The following is a 20,159-nucleotide window of genomic DNA, read 5'->3' on the forward strand; positions in this document are numbered from 1 at the left end:
GCCCCACCCTGCTGAGTGCGGAGTACTTGTCGCCGATCGGCTCGTTCGACGACAAGTACTCCGCACTCAGCGGTCGGGCAGGTGGCCGGGGCAGCGGCTCAGCTGCCCGCGACCGGCAGGTAGACCCGGCCGCCCGCGTCCGTGAACTCGCTCGACTTCTCCGCCATGCCGGCCTCGATCGCCTCGACCGAGGTCAGGCCGTTCTTCTCGGCGTACTCGCGCACGTCCGCGGAGATCCGCATCGAGCAGAACTTGGGTCCGCACATCGAGCAGAAGTGCGCGGTCTTGGCGGGCTCGGCCGGCAGCGTCTCGTCGTGGAAGGCGCGCGCCGTGTCGGGGTCGAGGGAGAGCGCGAACTGGTCGTGCCAGCGGAACTCGAACCGGGCACGGGACAGCGCGTCGTCCCGCAGCTGCGCGCGCGGGTGCCCCTTGGCCAGGTCGGCGGAGTGCGCCGCGATCTTGTAGGTGATGACGCCCGTCTTGACGTCGTCGCGGTCGGGCAGCCCCAGGTGCTCCTTGGGCGTGACGTAGCAGAGCATCGCAGTCCCGGCCTGGGCGATGATCGCGGCGCCGATCGCGGACGTGATGTGGTCGTAGGCGGGCGCGATGTCGGTCGCGAGCGGCCCGAGCGTGTAGAACGGCGCCTCCTCGCACAGCTCCTCCTCGAGGCGCACGTTCTCGACGATCTTGTGCATGGGGACGTGCCCCGGGCCCTCGATCATGACCTGCACGCCGTAGGACTTCGCGACCTTGGTCAGCTCGCCCAGCGTGCGCAGCTCGGCGAACTGGGCCGCGTCGTTGGCGTCCGCGATCGACCCCGGACGCAGGCCGTCGCCGAGGGAGAACGTCACGTCGTAGTCGCGCAGGATCTCGCACAGCTCCGCGAAGTGCGTGTACAGGAACGACTCCTGGTGGTGCGCGAGGCACCACGCGGCCATGATCGAGCCGCCGCGGGACACGATGCCCGTGACACGACGCGCGGTCAGCGGGACGTAGCGCAGCAGGACGCCCGCGTGCACGGTCATGTAGTCGACGCCCTGCTCGGCCTGCTCGATCACGGTGTCGCGGTAGATCTCCCACGTGAGCTTCGCGGGGTCCCCCTTGACCTTCTCGAGCGCCTGGTAGAGCGGCACCGTCCCCACGGGGATCGGGGAGTTGCGCAGCACCCACTCGCGGGTCTCGTGGATGTCCTTGCCCGTCGAGAGGTCCATGAGGGTGTCGGCGCCCCAGCGCGCGGCCCACACCATCTTCTCGACCTCCTCCTCGATCGAGGACGTCACGGCCGAGTTCCCGATGTTCGCGTTGATCTTCACGCCGAACGCCTTGCCGATGATCATGGGCTCGATCTCGGGGTGCCGACGGTTGGCCGGGATCACCGCCCGGCCACGCGCGACCTCGTCGCGCACGAGCTCGACGTCGACGCCCTCGCGGGCAGCGACGAAGCGCATCTCGTCGGTCACGACCCCGGCGCGCGCCCAGGCGAGCTGCGTCCGGGCGCCGCCCGTACCGCGCTCGGTGGGGACGGCGTCGGGCCGGAGCCAGGACGCCCGCAGCGCGGGCAGCCCGCCCGCGAGGTCGAACGCGGACGGGTCGTCGACCTCGGTGTACGGGCCCGAGGTGTCGTACAGGTCAAGGTGCTCACCGTTGCTCAGGAGCACGCGGCGCTCGGGGACGCGCAGGTGCTCCGCGCCCGGGACCGGGTGGTGCACCTTGGCGGACCCGGCGATGGGTCCGGTCGTGATGGTGTGCGCAGCGGGTGCGGCGGTGGCGCGCCCGGTGGTTGCGGGCACAGCGGTCTCAGAGCTCATTGCTCTCTCCCTACGTCGGCATGATCCGAACAGGTTCGAACGGTCGGCGGCGCTGAGCCGCCCTCTCAGCTCGCTGCTGCGAGCTCCCGTGGGTGTGTGGAGTTGTGGGTCGTGCTGGTGGTGCGGTGGTGCTGGGTGGTGCGGTCGTCACCGTAGCGCAGGTTGCCCGACGGCGGCGCGGGCGTCCCGCGATCAGCCCGGCTCACCGTCGGTGCGGAGTTCTTGCGGGACACGCGGTGTGTGCCGCACAAGAACTCCGCACCCAGCGTCGAGGTCCGGGCCGACGTCACCGTTCCTTGAAGTACTTGAACAGGTGCTTCTCCCGGGTCGTGAGCGCCCCGACGACCACTCCGACGAGCACCGCGCCTGCTCCCGCGAGGACGGTCCGCATGCCGATGACCCAGGTGCTGAGGTGGTCGGCGGGAAGGCCGGCATCGGCGGCGAGCCACCACAGCACCGGAACGGTCACGATCACGGCGGCACCGGTCCACACCGCGGTCTCCAGGAGCACCTGCCAGGTCAGCGCTGAGCGCGGGACCCGGGCGTGCAGGGCTGCGGCGAGCTCGAGGCGGCGCAGACGAATCGCGGCGAAGCCCAGGGCCAACCCCAGGAAGGCGGCGGCGATCGGCGCGGGCTTCGTCAGACGATCCCTGAACTCGGCGCTCGCGTCGTACGTCGCGCCGAGCCGGCCGTTGAGCTGCTTCTGGGTGGGCTGAACCTCGGAGGCTGTGTCGGCGACGATGGTCGTGCGCAGGAGCGTCGCGGTCTCGGGCTCGACGGGCCAGATCTCGACCCAGCACGAGTCGAACAGTCCCGCCGCGGGCACCGGCGCGACGGCCGCGTAGCCCAGCACACGGTCGCGCCCGTCGTCCGGGTACGGGTACACGGCCCCCACCCGGGCGGGTCCCGCATTGGTCGCGACCGAGTCACCGGTCGTCGCGCCCAGCGCCTCGGCCAGATCTGCGGACAGCCACAGACCGGCCCCGGCGACCCGGCCCCGGTCGAGCGCGCCGAGCAGCCCGGGGGTCGCCTCGAACCCGGTCAGCTCGCTCGACGGCAGGTTGAGTGCCCGCAGCGGTTCCCCGGTCCGCAGGGCCCCGGCCGCGTTGACGCCGTCGACCCCGGCGAGGGCCTCGCAGCGTGCCCCGTCGACCTGACCCGTGGCCTCGAGGATCTGCACGCTCGCGCCCGCGTCGCGGTACCCACGGGCCCCCTCGATCACGCCCACGACCGCGCGCACGTCGACCGCGGCGAGCGCCCCGACGACCACGACGAGCACCGCCGCGAACAAGGTCGCGCGCGTCGTGCCGGACCCGACGTTCCGCCACGCCTCGGACACTACGGACGCTGCCCGCATGGCACGCGCCCGCACTGGTCGCGCGGGCTTCTCCCCCGGCCCGACGCCGCCGCTCGCCTCCGCGCGGAGGTGCGCTCCGTCGTCGGGCAGGGTGGGGGCGCCGGGGCTGAGGCCGGGGGCCGGGCTCGGCGTGTCCGGGGACGCACCGACAGGTGTCGCGGATCTGGGCGGCCGCCCTCCGGCGGGCCGGGTGGGCTCCTCCGCGGACGGGTCCTGCAGGCCTGGCGCTCCGGGGCGGTGAGCGTCGCCCGGGGCGGTCGCGAGGCCGGGCCGCGCGCCGTCGTCGGGCGCCGTCATGCCGCGACCTGCGCGGACTGGAAGTCGGCGAGGTCGATCACGCGGGTGCAGGCGTCGCGCGTGTGCGGGTCGTGCGTGGCGACCACGACGATCGAGTCGTCCTGCGCGATGCCCGCCAGGACCTCGTTGACGGTCGCGGCCGTGCGCAGGTCGAGCTGCGCGGTGGGCTCGTCGACCAGGAGCAGATCCGGGGCCAGGGCCACGGCGCGCGCGAGCATGAGGCGTTGCGCCTCCCCGCCCGACAGCGCACGGAAAGGGCGGTCGGCGACCGGGGCGAGGTTGAACCGGGCCATGATCTCGGCAGCCCGGTCCTCGGCGTCGGGGCGGCGCAGTCCGCGCGCCAGCAGCGGCAGCACCACGTGGTCGAGGGCGGCGCGACGCGCGACACCGTGCGGGTTCTGGAAGACCCACCCGGTCGTCGCGACCCCGACGCGCTCGACCTGCCCCTGCGTGGGGCGCTCCCACCCCGCGGCGATGCTCAGGAGCGTCGACTTCCCGCTGCCCGAGGGCCCGACGAGCGCGACCACCTCGCCTGGCACGATCTCCAGGTCCAGCCCGGTGAAGAGCAGCCCGGTGCCGGGGAACGCGTGCCCCAACCCCGTCCCGACCAGCCGCTTGCTCCCTACCGGCACGACTGCCCCTCCTCCTGCGAGGTGAGCTCGACCTCGGTGGGCGCGGTCGCCGCGTCGAGGCCGTCGAACGTCACGAGGGTCTGCCCCAGGCTCGACGCGATGACCGTCACGGGGTACGCCGTGCCGTCTGCGCTCACGCAACCGGTCGCACCGCTCAGCGCGAACAGCGACCCCGGCGGCACGACCGACACATCGAGTGGCGCGGCCAGCACGTACTCGAGCGTCAACGGCTCGGACCCCTCGGTGCGCTGCCACCCGGCGAACTCCATGCTGCCGCGCACGGCCTCGAGGAACGTCGGGTCCGTGACCACACCGCCCTCCCCGACCGGTGCACTCAGCTCGCCCAGGCGCAGCACGCGGTCCCCGGGCGTGACGTTGGAGAGAGTGTCCGACAGGCCGAGCGAGACCAGCGTCCCGGCGGTCGTCGCGAACGCCTCCTCGGACGTCGCGCCACCCACGGGCACCTCGCACGCCTTGACCGTGACCGACGCCGCCGGGAGCCACAGCACCGACGCCACCGGCAGGTCACCGGTCGGCTTGGTCACGCCCGCCGCCTTGAACAGCTTGGTCACGGCGACCTTGGTCGCATCGCCATACGTGCCGTCCGCGCTCACCTTGTGCCCGAGGCGAGAGAGCTCGACCTGCAGGGCCTTCACGTCGTCGCCCGTGGCCGTGGGAGCCAGGTCCCGCCACAACGGGATCGACGTCGCGAGCGCCACGACCGGACGGTCGTCGACCGTGGCCGGGCTCGATCCCGACTCGATCACGGCCCCCGGGGCGCACACCGAGCGCGTGACCTTGCCCTGGTCCGCGACGGACAGCGTGCCCTCCTCCGCGACGACCGGGGTGACCTTGACCTTGCGGGCGTCGTCGAACACCTGACGCGAGACCGGCACCGCGGCGGGCGGCGTCGCACTCCGCACGCTCGCCGGCTCCGACTCCGGCGCCAACGCCATACCCGCCGTGACACCCCCCGCGAGGAGGACGACCGCCACGAGCGCGAGCGCACCCCCTCGGGCTCCCGCTGACCGGGCAGCCCCGGTCCGGGCGGGACGTCTATCTCTGGTCACTGCTACTCCTCTGGTGGTGCGCATGCGTGGTTGCTGCCGGGGTGTGCGACGTCGTGATGTCGGGGACTACTGCTCCGGGTCCCGCTCGCAGGCCGTCATCTCAAGAGGTGGCGCTTGCCCGGCCAGCGCTCCCGGAGTCTCTGTCGTCGAACCGTCGTCGGCGACGCTCATGCCGGTCCCGTAGCTCGACATCTCCTCGATGTAGTCCGCCTTGTCATAGCCCTCGTCGCGATGACCGCCGCGGACCAGGCAGTCGGCGACGGCCTGCATCAGATCCGTGTTCTCCGGGTTGTCGGCCACCGCCCAGTAGAGGGCCTCAAGCACGGCGAGATCGACCTTCTCCTCACACTCGGCCATGATCGCTTCCCTGCGCGCGCGATCCGCGTCGAGCTGGTCCTGCGGGGTATCCCAGGTCGAGCCGACGCCCTCGACCTTGACCCCGCCTTCCTGGGTGCGACTGGCCGCGAGCCCCTGGTCCCGCATGCACTGGACCGACTCGTCCTTGACCTGGTCGTACTCGGCGGCGGTGATGACGTCGTCCTCGAGAATCGCTCGGGAAACCTCTGCGGTGACTTCATCGCGGGCCTTGGCGAACTCGGCCGCGTACGGATTGCGCACCTCGGACTCACCCGAGCACCCGGTCACCAAGGCCACCGCCAGAGCGATCCCCAGCGACGCGACCGACCCCCGTCGTCGAACAGTCCTCAGCATGTGCTCTCCCCCCGGTTGTGCGACCCCTGCGACGCGGAAGCTGCCCGCTGCTTTGAGCACGCACGATAGCGGCCGACGGTTCCATCGCGCTCCGCCCCCCTAGGCGCCGCCGGAGGCCTCACTGCTCTGGACTCGCCTCCTCATTGTTGTGTCCCTTTGCCCACCGCAGACCAGGCAGTCCGCGATTACCTGCGGCACGTCCTCGTTCGGCGGGCTCCCGCGAGCCTGCCAGTATTCGCGTCAGGCACGTCGAGGTCTTCCGGACGGGCAGTGTGAGAACCCGCATCCTGGGGGACCTCGTCCCATCCCCGACCCGACTCAGCCAACCAGCCCAACACCCTCATCTGCGTTGAGTCTCTGACCGTCTGGTTTCTGAAGCTCTCCAAGGCGCCCGCTGCAGGTTCACGCCCGCCTGCGCCTCCGGCCCTCTGCCCCGTGGGCGTCGCCGCCCACGGATCACTCTCGGTTCTCCATCGCCTGCAGGGGATCGGTGAGGCATAGCGACGACTCTGGCGAACCCGTGCCCGGCAGGTTCTGGTCCTTGAGGTCTTGTGCGTACTGTTCACCGGTGTACGTCTCGTCAACGACTTTGAACTCGCGGAGACACTGCGCGATGAGCTCGTTGAAGTCCACCCTGTTCGGGTTTGTCGTGATCACCGTGTAGAGCGGCACGACCTCCCGGAGACCCACACTGATCTCACATTCGTCCTGGACGGACTTGAGCTCCTCGGTGTATTCCCCTGCGGTCTGATATGACTCCACACCGAACTCGTCAACCCAGGTCTCGACCGCAAGCCCACGGTCACCCATGCAGGCGATGAACGCGTCTTGGACCTCCCGGTACTCGTGCTCCTCGAGCGTTCCGTCCTGGGCGATGTGGCGCACCAGATCGATAGACGTGGATTCCGCGAGCGCACGAACATCAGGCTCCCACGGAGAAGCCTCAGGGCCCTCGGACGTGCCGTCAGTAGAGCACGCCCCCAGCATCAGGACCGTCGCTATCGCTGTCCCTGTCCAACACATTCGCTGCACTCAGATCACCACTCCATCCACACCTGGAGCGGCCGACGCGCCCCTGGGCGCGTCGGCCGCTTCTGCGGCCAGGCTGGCAGCACCCGGCGCCATCCCGCAAGGGATTCGTCAGGACTTCTCACTATCTGAACTGGACGTACGACCTGGCAACCACGCAGAAGCGCCCGGGTCGTCGGGCTCGGCACCGCACCGTGGCCGGGTCGGCGGGGTGAACGCCATGACTCGTCGTACACCGTCGTTCCACCCACCTCCGCACGTCCCGAGGGGGTTCGTCTCCCCGTGCCTGCCGTGCCGTCCGGCCTCGACTCGGCCCACCTCTGTCCTGCCGTCATCGCCCCGGCAAGCCCTACCGCCCGGGGAGCGGGATCAGCCTCCAGCCGGCGCACCCTCAGCGATGTCGTCCGACGTGTCGGGCTGGTACACGCACACCCACAGCGCCCCGGCGCGGACGCTGACCTCGAGCTTCTTCGCGGGCTCGATCACGTCGCCGTCGAGCTGGCGCGGCTGCGGCCGGTCGGAGATCACGGAGATCCGTGACCCGCGCAGCACCTCCATGTTGGGGACGCGCTTGCGCTTGGCGACGACCCCGACGAGGAGCTGGACCCAGTGGCCCAGGTTGCGGGGCGCGATGATCGCGACGTCCATCTGGCCGTTGTCGGGCTCGGCGTCGGGCAGCAGGTTCACACCACGCTGGAGCTTGCCGACGTTCCCGACGACCACGGTCCGTGCCCGACGGCGCAGCACCGGTCGGTCGTCGACCCGCACCTCGACCTTCATCTCGTCGTCGGCCAGGTGCTTGAACGCCGAGACGACGTACGCGATCGCGCCCGCCTTGGCCTTGAGCGCGGTGGGTGCGTCCTCCATCATCGCGGCGTCGAGGCCCATGCCCGCCATGACGGCGAAGGCCTGCCCGTCGACCTCGCCGATGTCCACGGCCCGGCGGCCGCGGTCGAGCGCGAGGCGGATGCCGTCCTCGGGACGGGGCGGGATGCCGAGGTTGCCTGCGAGGAGGTTGCCCGTACCGCCGGGGAGGACCGCGAGGGCGGCTTCGGTCCCGACGAGGCCTTCGATGCAGGCACGCACGGTGCCGTCGCCGCCGCTCACGAACACGACCTCGGCGCCGTCCTCGACGGCCTGGCGCGCCTGGCCCGTGCCTGGGTCCTCCGCGGTGGTCTCGAGCCAGGCGGGCGCGGGCCACCCGGCGTCGGCGAGCTGGGTCTCGATGGTGCGGCGGAGCTCGTCGAGCCCCTCGACGCGGTTCGGGTTGACGATCACGGCCGAGCGGAGCGGCGCGTGGTCGAGGCGTTGCTTGGCGGCGGTCTCGGGCGCTTGTTCCTGGGACGGGTTCACACCTGAGTATGTCGTGCGCCGCGCCCGCTCGCTCGACAAGGGGACGACTCGGGCACTCCGGGCGCGCTCAGTACCCGAAGACCTGCACCCAGGTGTTGCCCGCACGCCCCAGGGTGGTGAACGCCCCAGCCCCCAGGATGGTGAGATCGTCGGTGAGGAGGCCGGCGCGGCGCCCTTCGGACGCCGGCGCTGGATGTGCGACGCGCGACGACGCTCGCGATCTTGTAGGGACACGGCTGAGCCACACCACACGACGGCCCGGCCCCTTCCGGGGCCGGGCCGTCAGCGCCCACGCGCAGGGTCGCCCTGAGCTCTCGCCCCCCCCCCTGTAGCCGAGAGCTTCGTGGCGTCGCGTGAGTTCCGCTACCTCCGCGCTACTTCGACAGCTGCGCCAGCGGATCGTTGATGCATTTGCTCACGCGTGGGTCCCCCGTGTCGTACTGGGGATTCGAGAACGTCTCGTCGAACTCCTTGCCGTCGAACTCCGCCCCGACAAGTCCCGCTTTGCGCAAGCACTCGGCCGAGGCCTCGTCGAGGTCGACCTTCTCCGGGTTCTTCCGCATGTCCCAGTAGAGCGACTCGATGTTCACGACAGTGTTCGCTTCGCATTCCTGGATCGCGGTATCCAAAGCAGCCTCGTCCCCCTGCGAGTAGGGGATGGACGTCCCACCGTCCGCCAACAACTCGAGCTCGAAGCCACGTCCCGCGACGCACGACTTGAGCCGCTCGCGCACCTCCTGATACTCGGCGTCGGTGATCTGATCGTCGGCGAGGATGTCGCGCTCCAGGTCGGTCGTTGCAGCCTCCCTCGCCTGCTTGAACTCACTCGCGTAGAGGCCGGGCGCCGTGGCGACGTCCTGTGCACAGCCCCCAGCGAGGAGTGCAAGCACGGCGACCCCCACTCCCCCGCGAAGCAGGACGATACGGGGGCCGCCGTGCTTGCGATGCGGCATCAGGCGGACTGCCACGATCCGAAGGTGCCGTTCAGGGCCTGGCCCTGACGAGCCGTGATGTTGAGGTTGATCGCGTCCGACGTCGACTTCCCGGTCGACCAGGCCCCGTTCTGCCTCACCATCTGACCGCTCGGCGTGAAGTAGTTGATCCCGGCACGGGCCTGGCTACAGCTTCCCGGCGTCGTCCAGACTCCGCTCGTCGTGGCGGTCACGTTGAAGCTGCACCCTGGCCCCGCAGCCCCTCGTGCGGAGGCCGGTCCGGCCGCGAACACCGTTCCGACCACCAATGCTCCGGTCGCCAGCACTGTCAGCATCTTTCGCTTCATTGCGTTCCCTCCTGCCATCCCCCTGCGGGACGAACAGGACCATACTGTCGACGGCCTGTCCGCCCCGCAAGAGGTTCGGAAGGACTTCTCACGTATTGATTGGGACGCGCGTGCACATCAACGCTGGACGGTCAGCTCCAGCCCTTCACCCTCGACCTGCGACCGGTCGACGACGATCGTGTCGCCGTCTGCGACCTCGCCCGCCAGGAGCTTGCGCGCCAGGCGGTCGCCGATCTCGCGCTGCACCAGGCGGCGCAGCGGGCGCGCCCCGTACGCCGGGTCGAAGCCCTCGAGCGCGAGCCACTCGCGCGCGGCGGGCGTGACCTCGAGCGTGAGGCGACGGTCCGCGAGGCGCTCGCCGAGCCGGTCGACCGCGATGTCCACGATCCGCCCCAGCTCGTCGAGGTTCAGCGGGTCGAAGATCACGACGTCGTCGAGCCGGTTGATGAACTCCGGCTTGAAGTTCGACCGGACCGCCGACATGACGGCCTCACGCTTGGCCGCGTCGTCGAGCATGGGGTCCACGAGGAACTGCGAACCCAGGTTCGACGTCAGCACCAGGATGACGTTGCGGAAGTCGACCGTGCGGCCCTGGCCGTCGGTCAACCGTCCGTCGTCGAGGACCTGCAGCAGGATGTCGAACACCTCGGGGTGCGCCTTCTCGACCTCGTCGAGCAGCACGACCGAGTACGGCCTGCGCCGCACGGCCTCGGTGAGCTGGCCGCCCTCCTCGTAGCCGACGTACCCCGGAGGGGCACCGACCAGGCGTGCGACGCTGTGCTTCTCGCTGTACTCCGACATGTCGATGCGCACCATGGCGCGCTCGTCGTCGAACAGGAAGTCCGCGAGCGCCTTCGCGAGCTCGGTCTTGCCGACGCCCGTGGGGCCGAGGAACAGGAACGAGCCCGTGGGACGGTCGGGGTCGGCGACGCCCGCACGCGAACGCCGTACGGCGTCCGAGACCGCCGCGACCGCGGCCTTCTGGCCGATCAGGCGCTTGCCGATCACGTCCTCCATGTGGAGGAGCTTCTCGGACTCGCCCTGGAGCATGCGGCCCGCGGGGATGCCGGTCCACGCGGAGACGACCTCGGCGATCTCGTCCGCGCCGACCTTGTCGGCGATCATGGGTGCCTGCGGCGCGGTGGCGGACTCGTCGCTGTCGATCGACGCCTCCTCCTGCTCGGCGGCCTGGAGCTGCTCCTGGAGCTGCGGGATCTCGCCGTACTGGATGCGGCCCGCGGTCTCGAGGTCGCCCTCGCGGATGGCCCGCTCGACCTGGACGCGCAGCTCGTCGAGCTTGGCGCGCAGGTCGCCCACGCGGTTGTGGCCGGCCTTCTCGGCGTCCCAGCGCGCGGTCAACGCGGACAGCTCCTCGCGACGGTCGGCGAGGTCGGCGCGCAGCTTCTCGAGACGCTCGCGCGAGGCGGGGTCGTCGGACTCAGAGAGCACGACCTCCTCCATCTCCAGGCGCGTGACGGCGCGCTGGAGCTCGTCGATCTCGATGGGCGAGGAGTCGAGCTCCATGCGCAGGCGCGACGCGGCCTCGTCGACCAGGTCGATCGCCTTGTCGGGGAGCTGGCGGCCCGTGATGTAGCGGTCGGACAGCGCGGCGGCGGCCACGAGCGCCGAGTCGGCGATCGTCACCTTGTGGTGCGCCTCGTAGCGCTCCTTGAGACCGCGCAGGATCGCGACGGTGTCCTCGACCGAGGGCTCGCCCACGAACACCTGCTGGAAACGACGCTCCAGGGCGGGGTCCTTCTCGATGTGCTCGCGGTACTCGTCGAGGGTCGTCGCGCCGACCAGGCGCAGCTCGCCGCGGGCGAGCATGGGCTTGAGCATGTTGCCCGCATCCATGGCTCCTTCGCCGCCCGCACCCGCACCGACGACCGTGTGGAGCTCGTCGATGAACGTCACGACCTCGCCGTCGGAGGACTTGATCTCCTCCAGGACGGCCTTGAGGCGCTCCTCGAACTCGCCGCGGTACTTGGCGCCCGCGACCATGGCCGCGAGGTCGAGCGAGATGAGCTTCTTGCCCTTGAGCGAGTCGGGGACGTCGCCCGCGACGATGCGCTGGGCCAGCCCCTCGACGACGGCCGTCTTGCCGACGCCGGGCTCACCGATCAGGACCGGGTTGTTCTTGGTGCGGCGCGAGAGGACCTGCACGACGCGGCGGATCTCCGAGTCGCGCCCGATCACGGGGTCGAGCTTGCCCTCGGCAGCGGCCGCCGTGAGGTCCTGGCCGTACTGCTCGAGCGCCTTGTACGTGCCCTCGGGGTTGGGGCTCGTCACGCGGCCCGAGCCACGGACCGCGGGTAGCGCCGAGCGCAGCGCGTCGGCGCTCGCCCCGGCGTCGCCCAGGATCTGCGCGGCGGGCGAGGAGCCCGCGGCGATGCCGATGAGCAGGTGCTCGGTCGAGACGTACTCGTCCCCCATGCCCTGGGCCTCCTTCGAGGCCAGGTCGAGCGCGGCCGACGTGCCACGCGACGCGGTGGGCTGGGCGACGGCCGAGCCGCTCGCGGTGGGCAGCGAGACGAGCGCGGCACGCACCTTCTGGCCGATGGCCTGGGCGTTCGCGCCCACGGCGTCGAGCAGCCCGACGGCGACGCCGCCCTCCTGCGTGAGCAGCGCGGCGAGGAGGTGCACGGGTTCGAGCTGGGGGTTGCCGGCGGCCGAGGCGGTCTGGATGGCCTCGCCGATGGCCTGCTGGGACATGGTGGTGAACTTGGTGTCCATGGGGTCTCCGGATACTTCAGGGTCTGGGTCTACCTGGAACAACAGGACCTGACTTGAGCCTATTCCACTCAACTCTGTCCGTCATGTCGGCCATGCGGTGTCGGCGCGGCGGGCACCGACACCGAACCGGCCGACGACGCCCCCTTCTCTGCGCCACCGATCCACGGGATGCTGTGGGGCGTGACTACACGACGGCTCGAACCTCCTGCCACCATCGCACCGGACCACAGCGAGCGCACCACGGCGTCGACCGCTCGCCCGATCGCCGAGGAGGCCACCGCGGACGCGGGGCGCGCCACGGGGAACGTCGCAGGCGCATCAGAGGGAGGTCTCTGATGGACGTCACGCTCCTCCTCGTCGTCGCCGTAGTGCTCGCGGGGCTCGTCGTGATCGGTGTCGTCACGTGGCTGCTGCTGCGCCCCAAGAAGGTTCCTGCGGCGCAGCCGTACGACCACGGCGCACCGGCTGCGGGCTATCCGGGACCTCACGGACAGGGCGCGTACCCGGGGCAGCCGGGGCAGGGTGGGCACCCGGGGCAGCCGGGATACCCGGGGCAGGCCGGCCATCCGGCCCAGGCGCCGCCGCCCGCCCAGCCCTACGGCCTCCCTGGCGAGCAGCAGCCCCCGCACCAGCCCTACCCCGCGCAGCCGCCGGCTCCGCCTCAGGCGCCCACGCACCAGTACGCCCCGCCGAGCACCCCGCCCGCGCCTCCGGTACCTCCGGTGACTCCCAGCGGTGCGGCCGCGCCCTACGCTCCGGCGTCCGCAGCCCCCTCAGCCCCCGTCGCGCCCGCGACACCCGCACAGACGTGGACCGCGCAGGTCACCGAGCCCGGTGGCGAGCAGGTCGACGACTCGGAGATGGACGAGTCGACGCGGCTGCGGGAGGACCTGCGGCCCGCCGCGCCCGCCACACCACCGGCTCCCCCGGCTCCCCCGACGGGTCTCACCCCGCCCGCCTGAGGACCACGCCACGTCCTGTCAGAGCGAGCGTGACCCCGAGGTCACGCTCGCTCTGACAGGTCCGCCCCCGCGGTGGACAATGGCGGCACCGCGGCACCGCCCGAGTCCGCGCGCGAAGGGCAGCACCATGACGCACGGCTGGCAGCAGGACGTCCTCGGACCCGACTGGGTCGCCCGCACGCTCGACCTCCCGGGGGGCGACACCGCGACGCTCGTCCGCAAGGCCACGAGCCCTGTGCCCGACGGCGCCGCGCCGGACCCCGGGCAGCTCGCCGCCGCCCCCGCGGCCCGCGCGTCCGCTACCCACGCTGCCCACGCTGCCCACACCGACGGTGCGACGACCCCGGGGGGTGAGCGGCGCCGTCGGGCCGTGCTGTACGTCCACGGGTTCGTCGACTACTTCTTCCAGACCCACCTCGGTGACGCCTTCGAGGAGCACGGCTACGCGTTCTACGCGATCGACCTGCGCGGGTACGGCCGGTCCCTCGCGCACTGGACCGAGGACGGCAAGGACCCCAACATGATCGACGACCTGAGCCTCTACGCCCAGGACCTCGACGCGGCAGCCGCCGTGATCCGGGCCGAGGGGCACGACGAGCTCGTGGTCGTCGGGCACTCCACGGGTGGCCTGGTCACGAGCCTGTGGGCCAACGCGCGCCCCGGCAAGGTGGCTGCGCTCGTCCTCAACAGCCCCTGGTTCGACCTCAACTCGTCCTGGTTCGACCGCGTGATCTCCACCCGGGTGATCGACGTCGTCGGGCGCTTCGCCCCTCGGCTCGTGGTGGGCTCGCTCGACGACGCCTACGGGCAGGCCCTGCACTCCGGGACCGGCGGCGAGTGGACCTACGAGCTCGGCTGGAAGCCGCACGAGGGCTTCCCCGCGCGGGCAGGCTGGGCGCGCGAGATCCGGCGCGGGCACGCGCAGATCGCGCGCGGTCTGCACGTCCAGTGCCCGGTGCTCGTCCTGACCTCGGCCCGGTCCGGGCCGAACAAGGGCTGGCACCCCGAGGTCGTGACGACCGACAGCGTGCTCGACGTCCAGCACATCAAGGACCGCGCTCCCGGCCTCGGCGACGACGTGACGCTCGTCGAGATCGAGGGCGGCGCGCACGACCTCGTGCTGTCCCCCGAGCCGGCGCGGACGGCGTTCCTCACCGAGGTCTTCGCCTGGCTCGACGAGCGACTGCCTGCCTGAGACTGCAGGTCTGCCCGGGAGGTGACCCTCGAGAACGAGGTTGCGGCCGGTCCGGGGGGCCAGGCGACCTCAGGTCCGTTCTCGGCGGCTCACCTCGTCCGACGGGACCAACGACGGCTCGCTCGCCGGGGACACCGAGATGACGGCCCCGGCGATCACGGGCGCCGCGGTCGCGCGACGTTCGAGCGCGTCGATGCGCTCGGCGACCACGTGCTCGTCGTCGTCCCCCACGAGGTCGACGCTCGCGACCAGGTAGAGCGACCGGGGACCGACGAACTCGAGCCGCAGGTACGTGACCCGGTCGACCTCCGGGTCGGCGAGCAGCTCGCGGAGCACGGCGTCCCGGGTCGCGACCCCCGCGGGCTCGCCCACGAGGAACCGCCGGTTGCGGTCGATGAGGATCCACGAGATGACCCCGAGGATCAGGCCCACCACGATCGACCCGATCGCGTCCGGGATCGGCGAGCCCGTGACCTGGTGCAGGAAGATGCCGACGAACGCCACGACGAGGCCCATGAGGGCGGCCGCGTCCTCGGCGAACACGGCGCGCAGCGTCGGGTCGGACGTGACCAGGACGTGCTGGAGCAGGTCCCGCTCGGCCTTCTTCGCCTCCTTGCGCGCCTGGCGGTTCGCCTGGAGGAACGAGACCCCTTCCAGCACGAACGCGACCCCGAGCACCGCGTACGCGATCCCGAAGTCGTCCGCCGGCTCCGGGTGGACGAGCTCCTGGATGCCGTGCGTGATCGAGACCCCCGCCCCCACCGCGAACAGGCCGAGCGCTGCGAACATCGACCACACGTAGGCCTCGCGACCGAACCCCAGCGGGTGGTCGTGGTCGGCGGGCTTGCGCGAGCGCTTGTTCGCGAGCAGGAGGAACACCTCGTTGCCCGTGTCGGCCCACGAGTGCACGGCCTCGGCGACCATCGACGCCGAACCGGTGAGCACCGCGGCGGCCGACTTCGCGACCGCGATGAGGAGGTTCGCGCCGAAGGCGACGATCACCGTGAGTGCGCTCTCGGCGCGCTCCTCGGTCTTCACGACGCGCGGGCTGTCGGCCACAGGCCGCGTGGGGGGCTGTGCGCCGGGCGACGAGGTCATGTAGCGGGTCTATCACCGGACCTGCCGGGGCGCACGGGGGCAGGTCGCCTCAGCGGGTTCGGTCGTCTTCCTCGGCGGTCGGCCGTGCCGTCGGCCGCGCACGTGCGAGTCACACCGGTCGTGCTGTGTATTCTCAGGCCACACACGGTCACGACGGGGGTGCGTTCATGCGAGGAAGCAAGGCGGCCGGGGCTTCGGCTCTGGTGCTGGTGGCGCTGATGGCGGCTGGTTGCAGCGGCGAGAGCAGCGCCTCTCCCGGACCCCCGGAAGAGGTGGTCCAGGCGGGCGCGTCCGAGGAAGACGTGGCGCAGGACGTCGCCGCGTGCGCGGCGGTCTCCGACGTCCAGTCGATCGTGGAGAACGCCGACATCGCCCTCACCGAGGGGCGCATGGCCGTCCAGGAGCAGCAGGGCTGGTACGAGGTCGCGACACGTGTGCTGCACCGCATCCCCTCGAGCGGCGACAGTGCCGTCGGCCAGGCGGTCGCCGACCTGCAGGAGGCCGTCCCGGCGGTCGAGACGTGGACGAGGACCGAACCCGCGGTCATCAGGTCGGACGCCTGGTCCGTCGCCCTCGACGCCCTGGCCGGACCCTGCCTCGCGGTGGACTCTGAGCTGTTCACCCTCATGTTCACCGGCGGGTGAGGCATGCAGTCTGCTCTGGGTTCGACCGAAGGCCACTTCGGGCACACCGTGCGACAAAGATCTGGTCACGCGGACGAACCCCACTGAGCTGGTGCCGTTCGAGGACCTGGATCTGGCCCAGCCCTAGCACGTTCCCCTCGGTAGAGCGGTCGGGGGCGCAGGCGGCCGGTCGCGGTCACCTTCGGCGGGCGCGGCCGTCACCCTCGGCGGTCCGGCCCGTCACCCTCGGCGTCCGTCGCACGGGCCGCCGCCTCGCGGTCGGCCACGTCCTTCTTCCGGTCCGCCACGTCCTTCTCCTGGTCGGCCGCCTCCTGGTCCGCCGTGAGGTCGTCGAGCACGAGCAGGTCCGGGCGGACCTTCCCCGTCCGGTAGCCCGCCCGGCCCACCATGTGCGCGGCGACGGGGGACGTCATGAGCTGGAAGATCACGACGAGCACGAGCATGCCGACGGCCGACCAGCTCCGCAGCCGCAGCGCGAGCGCGATGAGGACGAGGATCAGCCCCAGGACCTGGGGCTTGGTCGCGGCGTGCATGCGCGCGAGAAGGTCGGGGAAGCGCACGACTCCCACGCCGGCCGCGAAGGCGAGGAACGCACCGCACAGCAGGAAGATCGCGGCGACCACGTCGGCCACCAGGGTCCAGCTCATGAACGTGCCTCCTCGGGTCCGGTCGAACCGTCGACCTCGGGGGCGGCGGCGTCCTCGACCTCGTGGAGCTTCTCGGGCTCGTGCTCGGATCCGTGCTCCGGGTCGGCGGCCATGCCGCGCTCCTCGTCCTCGGCCGCGAGGCGTTCGGCCTCCTCGGCCGCGATCTCCTCGCGCGTCTTGATGCGACGTTCGCCCTCTGGCTCGACCGAGGCGAACCGCGCGATGGTCACGGACCCGACGAAGCCGACGAGCGAGAGCACGACGAGGAGCGGGATGGTCTCGGTACGCCGCGACCACGCGGCCTCGAGCGCGATGGTGCCGACGAGGGTGGTCGTGAAGACGTCGAGCGCGATGGTGCGGTCGAGCATCGACGGGCCCTTCTCGGCCCGGACGACGGCGAGCGTCGCGGCCGAGGCGAGGAGCACGGCGCAGATCAGGACGACGACGATCATCGCTGCCCCTCCCCTCTGTCGGTGCGGCGTTCGGTCGGTGCGCCGCGGCCCGCCGGTCCACGGGCACCGGTCCCCCGCCCGCCCGACGGCGCCGCGCCAGCGGGTTCGGGCTCCTCGCCCGGGTGGTGGTAGAGCCCGGCGGCCTTGAGCTCGTCGTTCGACGCGAACGCGCGCAGCACCCGGGACTCGAGGTCGAGCGTGTCCTGGCGGACCTTGTCGGCCCCGCCCGCGGCGTCGAGGTCGAGCACGTGCAGGTAGAGCATCCCGGTGAGGCGGTGCGCCTCGATGACGAGCGAGCCGGGCACGAGCGAGCTGAGCTCCGCCGTGATGGTCATGTAGATGTCCGAGGGGTTGCGCAGGCGTACGCCCACGACGGCCCCGTGCGGGGTGTGGCGGAAGCGGAACGCCTGCATGCTGACCTGGAAGGACGCGACCACGAGGTCGGCCACGAACCGCGAGATCAGCACCAGGAGCGGCCAGGGTCGCACCGTGCCGCTCGTCGCGATCGACGGCAGCGGCATGAAGGTGATGAGCAGGCTCGCGAGGAGGACGCCCGCGAGGACGTTGCCCCACGACAGGTCGCCCCACAGCATGACCCACACGACGGTCAGCCAGGCGGCCGTGCGCCACTGCGCGACGAGACGGTTGAACCAGCCGCCCGCGAGGGGGCCTCTCCGCGCGTGCAGGCTCACGAGCCCTCACCTCCCTGCTCTTCCTCGACGAGGTCGTTCGACACTCCTTGCCCGCGACCGGAGTCGCCGGGGAACACGGCGTCGACGTACGTCGAGGGCTGCAGGAGGTTGCCCGCGGCCCGCTCGGCGTAGGAGTAGAGCGGGCCCGCCGCGAACGTGAGGGCCAGGCCGAACGCGACGAGCGCCGTCGTCGGTCCGACCATGCCGCGTGGCGTACCGGTCGACGGCAGCTCGACCGGGGCCGTCTGCCAGAACGCCTTGTTCCAGGCCTTGACGATCGCGTAGAGCGTCAGCAGCGACGTCACGACGCTGCCCACGACGAGCGCCCACGTGAGCGGCGTGCCCTGGGCGACGCCCTCCTGGAGCAGCCCGACCTTGCCGAGGAAGCCCGACAGCGGCGGGATGCCCGCGAGGTTCATCGCGGGGACGAAGAAGAGGATCGCGAGGCCCGGGGCGATCTTGGCGAGGCCGCCGAGCTTGTCGAGGGACGTGGACCCTCCCCTCCGCTCGATCAGACCCACGACGAGGAACAGCGTCGTCTGGACCGTGATGTGGTGCACGACGTAGAAGATCGACGCCGCCATCCCGGCCTCCGACGCCATCGCGATGCCGAAGATCATGTACCCGATGTGGCTGACGAGGGTGAACGAGAGCAGACGTTTGATGTCGTTCTGGGCGACGGCACCGAGGATCCCGATGACCATGGTCAGCAGCGCGAGCCACATGAGCACGGAGTCGAGCCGGTTGTCGGGGAACAGCAGCGTCTGGGTGCGGATGATCGCGTAGACGCCGACCTTGGTCAGCAACCCCGCGAACACGGCCGTGACGGGAGCGGGCGCCGTCGGGTAGGAGTCCGGGAGCCAGGCCGAGAGCGGGAAGATCGCGGCCTTGATCCCGAACGCGAGCAGCAGCAGGAGCTGGAGCGTCATGCGGACCCCGGGGTCCACGTCCGGCAGCCGCTCGGAGAGCTGCGCCAGGTTGACGGTGCCCGTCGCCGCGTAGGTCAGCGCGATCGCGACGAGGAAGATGACCGAGGACAGCAGCGCCACGACGACGTAGATCGACCCGGCGCGGATGCGTTCACCCGTGCCGCCGAGGGTCAGCAGGACGTAGGACGCCGCGAGCAGGATCTCGAAGCCCACGTACAGGTTGAACAGGTCGCCCGAGAGGAACGCGTTCGCGACCCCCGCGGCCAGGACCAGGTACGTCGGGTGGTAGATCGAGACGGGTGCTTTGTCGTGGCCGTCGGCGACGCCCTGCCCGAGCGAGTAGAGCAGGACGCACAGCAGCACGAAGCTCGACACCGTGAGCATGAGCGCGGAGAGCCGGTCGGCGACCAGGTCGATGCCGACGGGCGCGGCCCACTCCCCGACGTCGACCACGATGGGTCCGTTGTCGGCCCCGACGAGCAGGCCGATCGAGGCCGCCAGGACCAGGGACAGTGCGGCGACCGAGATGATGTGCTGGGCGCGCGGGTGGCGCCACAGCGCGAGCGCGAGGCCCGCCGCGAACAGCGGCAGGACCACGGGCAGCGGGACGAGGGTCGCGAATCCGTACGTGAGGTTCATCGGCCCTCACCTCCCCCGGCGCCGCGTCTGCCCGACGGCGGCGCGTCCTTCTCGGCACGGTTGCCGTCGCGGACGTCGGTCTCGCCGTCCCCGTCTCCGTCGGTCTCGTCGTAGACCTCGGCGGCCTCGTCGTCCAGGGTGGCCCCGCTCTCCTCGGTGTCGCTGTCCTCGAACGCCGGGGCGTTGCGCGCCGCGTGGCGCGCGACCCGGCGGTCCTCGAGGTCGTCCTGCACCTCGTCGTGACCGTGCAGCTGCCAGGACCGGTAGGCCATGGCGAGCACGAAGGCCGTGAGGCCCAGGGTGATGACGATGGCGGTCAGCACCATCGCCTGGACGAGCGGGTCGCTCATCTGGTCGGGAGGCGTCGTCCCGATGAGGGGCGCGCCCCCGGCGCGTCCACCGGCGACGAGGAACATGAGGTTCGCACCGTTGCCGATGAGGATGAAGCCGATCAGCACGCGGGTCAGGCTGCGCTCGAGGAGCAGGTAGACCCCGGTCGCGAACAGCACGCCGATCGCGAGCACGAGGATCAGGCTCGGGGTCATGTCGATGCTGTCGGTGGTCCGTGCGACGTCGGCAGGGTCGACCTCGGCCGCGGGCAGCAGGAGCGGCGCGAGCAGGTGGTTCGTCAG

19 protein-coding genes and 1 riboswitch are annotated in these 20,159 nt (G+C 71.3%); of the genes, 3 read left to right on the plus strand and 16 right to left on the minus strand.

Annotation, left to right across the window (positions count from 1 at the left end; all coding sequences use genetic code 11):
• Positions 1 to 98: 98 nt before the first annotated feature.
• From thiC to clpB, 10 genes are all read right to left on the minus strand, one after another.
• Positions 99 to 1,808: a phosphomethylpyrimidine synthase ThiC gene (gene thiC, locus JOD49_RS09225; RefSeq protein WP_205306925.1), complete on the minus strand. Its 1,710-nt coding sequence runs from the start codon at positions 1,806 to 1,808 to the stop codon at positions 99 to 101.
• A riboswitch (TPP riboswitch) is annotated at positions 1,799 to 1,908 on the minus strand. (Overlaps the previous gene by 10 nt.)
• A gap of 186 nt (positions 1,909 to 2,094) precedes the next feature.
• Positions 2,095 to 3,165 carry a hypothetical protein gene (locus tag JOD49_RS09230; RefSeq protein ID WP_205306926.1) on the minus strand — a complete coding sequence of 357 codons (1,071 nt, stop codon included), beginning with the start codon at positions 3,163 to 3,165 and terminating at the stop codon, positions 2,095 to 2,097.
• 293 nt (positions 3,166 to 3,458) lie between these two features.
• Positions 3,459 to 4,094 (minus strand): ABC transporter ATP-binding protein, encoded by a 636-nt coding sequence (locus JOD49_RS09235; protein ID WP_205306927.1) that lies wholly within the window; start codon positions 4,092 to 4,094, stop codon positions 3,459 to 3,461.
• Positions 4,085 to 5,017, minus strand: coding sequence for a peptidoglycan-binding domain-containing protein (locus tag JOD49_RS09240; RefSeq protein WP_205306928.1), 933 nt, complete (start codon positions 5,015 to 5,017; stop codon positions 4,085 to 4,087). The genes JOD49_RS09235 and JOD49_RS09240 overlap by 10 nt, the downstream gene beginning before the upstream one ends.
• A gap of 213 nt (positions 5,018 to 5,230) precedes the next feature.
• Positions 5,231 to 5,875 carry a hypothetical protein gene (locus tag JOD49_RS09245; RefSeq protein ID WP_205306929.1) on the minus strand — a complete coding sequence of 215 codons (645 nt, stop codon included), beginning with the start codon at positions 5,873 to 5,875 and terminating at the stop codon, positions 5,231 to 5,233.
• Positions 5,876 to 6,331: 456 nt separating this feature from the next.
• Positions 6,332 to 6,760: a hypothetical protein gene (locus JOD49_RS09250; protein ID WP_205306930.1), complete on the minus strand. Its 429-nt coding sequence runs from the start codon at positions 6,758 to 6,760 to the stop codon at positions 6,332 to 6,334.
• A 513-nt stretch (positions 6,761 to 7,273) separates the two neighbouring features.
• A complete protein-coding gene (locus JOD49_RS09255; protein WP_205306931.1) occupies positions 7,274 to 8,257 on the minus strand; it encodes a diacylglycerol/lipid kinase family protein in 984 nt (327 codons plus the stop codon).
• A 374-nt stretch (positions 8,258 to 8,631) separates the two neighbouring features.
• Positions 8,632 to 9,225 (minus strand): hypothetical protein, encoded by a 594-nt coding sequence (locus tag JOD49_RS09260; RefSeq protein ID WP_205306932.1) that lies wholly within the window; start codon positions 9,223 to 9,225, stop codon positions 8,632 to 8,634.
• Entirely contained in the window at positions 9,210 to 9,536 is a 327-nt protein-coding gene (locus tag JOD49_RS09265; RefSeq protein WP_205306933.1) for a hypothetical protein, read from the minus strand. The genes JOD49_RS09260 and JOD49_RS09265 overlap by 16 nt, the downstream gene beginning before the upstream one ends.
• Positions 9,537 to 9,653: 117 nt before the next feature.
• On the minus strand, positions 9,654 to 12,269 hold the full coding sequence (gene clpB, locus JOD49_RS09270; RefSeq protein ID WP_205306934.1) for an ATP-dependent chaperone ClpB: 2,616 nt from the start codon (positions 12,267 to 12,269) through the stop codon (positions 9,654 to 9,656).
• A gap of 335 nt (positions 12,270 to 12,604) precedes the next feature.
• On the opposite strand from clpB, the gene JOD49_RS09275 reads away from it, so the two are divergent.
• Entirely contained in the window at positions 12,605 to 13,231 is a 627-nt protein-coding gene (locus JOD49_RS09275) for a hypothetical protein (RefSeq protein ID WP_205306935.1), read from the plus strand.
• 127 nt (positions 13,232 to 13,358) lie between these two features.
• Positions 13,359 to 14,426 (plus strand): alpha/beta hydrolase, encoded by a 1,068-nt coding sequence (locus JOD49_RS09280; RefSeq protein ID WP_205306936.1) that lies wholly within the window; start codon positions 13,359 to 13,361, stop codon positions 14,424 to 14,426.
• Between the two features lie 69 nt (positions 14,427 to 14,495).
• Here JOD49_RS09280 and JOD49_RS09285 read toward each other — a convergent pair whose 3' ends face one another.
• Complete coding sequence (locus tag JOD49_RS09285) at positions 14,496 to 15,524, minus strand: cation diffusion facilitator family transporter (protein WP_205306937.1); 1,029 nt, start codon at positions 15,522 to 15,524, stop codon at positions 14,496 to 14,498.
• Positions 15,525 to 15,691: 167 nt separating this feature from the next.
• Between JOD49_RS09285 and JOD49_RS09290 the strand changes: the two genes are divergently transcribed.
• On the plus strand, positions 15,692 to 16,168 hold the full coding sequence (locus JOD49_RS09290) for a hypothetical protein (RefSeq protein WP_205306938.1): 477 nt from the start codon (positions 15,692 to 15,694) through the stop codon (positions 16,166 to 16,168).
• 197 nt (positions 16,169 to 16,365) lie between these two features.
• On the opposite strand, the gene mnhG is transcribed toward JOD49_RS09290, so the two are convergent.
• Genes mnhG through JOD49_RS09315 form a run of 5 tightly spaced genes read right to left on the minus strand, consistent with a single transcriptional unit; the run spans position 16,366 to position 20,072 of the window.
• On the minus strand, positions 16,366 to 16,815 hold the full coding sequence (gene mnhG, locus JOD49_RS09295) for a monovalent cation/H(+) antiporter subunit G (protein ID WP_205306939.1): 450 nt from the start codon (positions 16,813 to 16,815) through the stop codon (positions 16,366 to 16,368).
• Positions 16,812 to 17,267 (minus strand): MrpF/PhaF family protein, encoded by a 456-nt coding sequence (locus tag JOD49_RS09300; protein WP_205306940.1) that lies wholly within the window; start codon positions 17,265 to 17,267, stop codon positions 16,812 to 16,814. Before JOD49_RS09300 ends, mnhG begins: the two co-directional genes overlap by 4 nt.
• Positions 17,264 to 17,959 carry a Na+/H+ antiporter subunit E gene (locus JOD49_RS09305; RefSeq protein WP_307822465.1) on the minus strand — a complete coding sequence of 232 codons (696 nt, stop codon included), beginning with the start codon at positions 17,957 to 17,959 and terminating at the stop codon, positions 17,264 to 17,266. Before JOD49_RS09305 ends, JOD49_RS09300 begins: the two co-directional genes overlap by 4 nt.
• On the minus strand, positions 17,956 to 19,527 hold the full coding sequence (locus tag JOD49_RS09310; RefSeq protein WP_205306941.1) for a Na+/H+ antiporter subunit D: 1,572 nt from the start codon (positions 19,525 to 19,527) through the stop codon (positions 17,956 to 17,958). Before JOD49_RS09310 ends, JOD49_RS09305 begins: the two co-directional genes overlap by 4 nt.
• The gene (locus JOD49_RS09315; RefSeq protein WP_205308900.1) at positions 19,524 to 20,072 is read right to left on the minus strand and encodes a Na(+)/H(+) antiporter subunit C; all 549 of its coding nucleotides are present in this window, start codon (positions 20,070 to 20,072) and stop codon (positions 19,524 to 19,526) included. Before JOD49_RS09315 ends, JOD49_RS09310 begins: the two co-directional genes overlap by 4 nt.
• Positions 20,073 to 20,159: the final 87 nt, after the last annotated feature.

The sequence above is a fragment of the Oerskovia jenensis genome, from assembly GCF_016907235.1.
GTDB classification, from domain to species: Bacteria; Actinomycetota; Actinomycetes; order Actinomycetales; family Cellulomonadaceae; genus Oerskovia; species Oerskovia jenensis.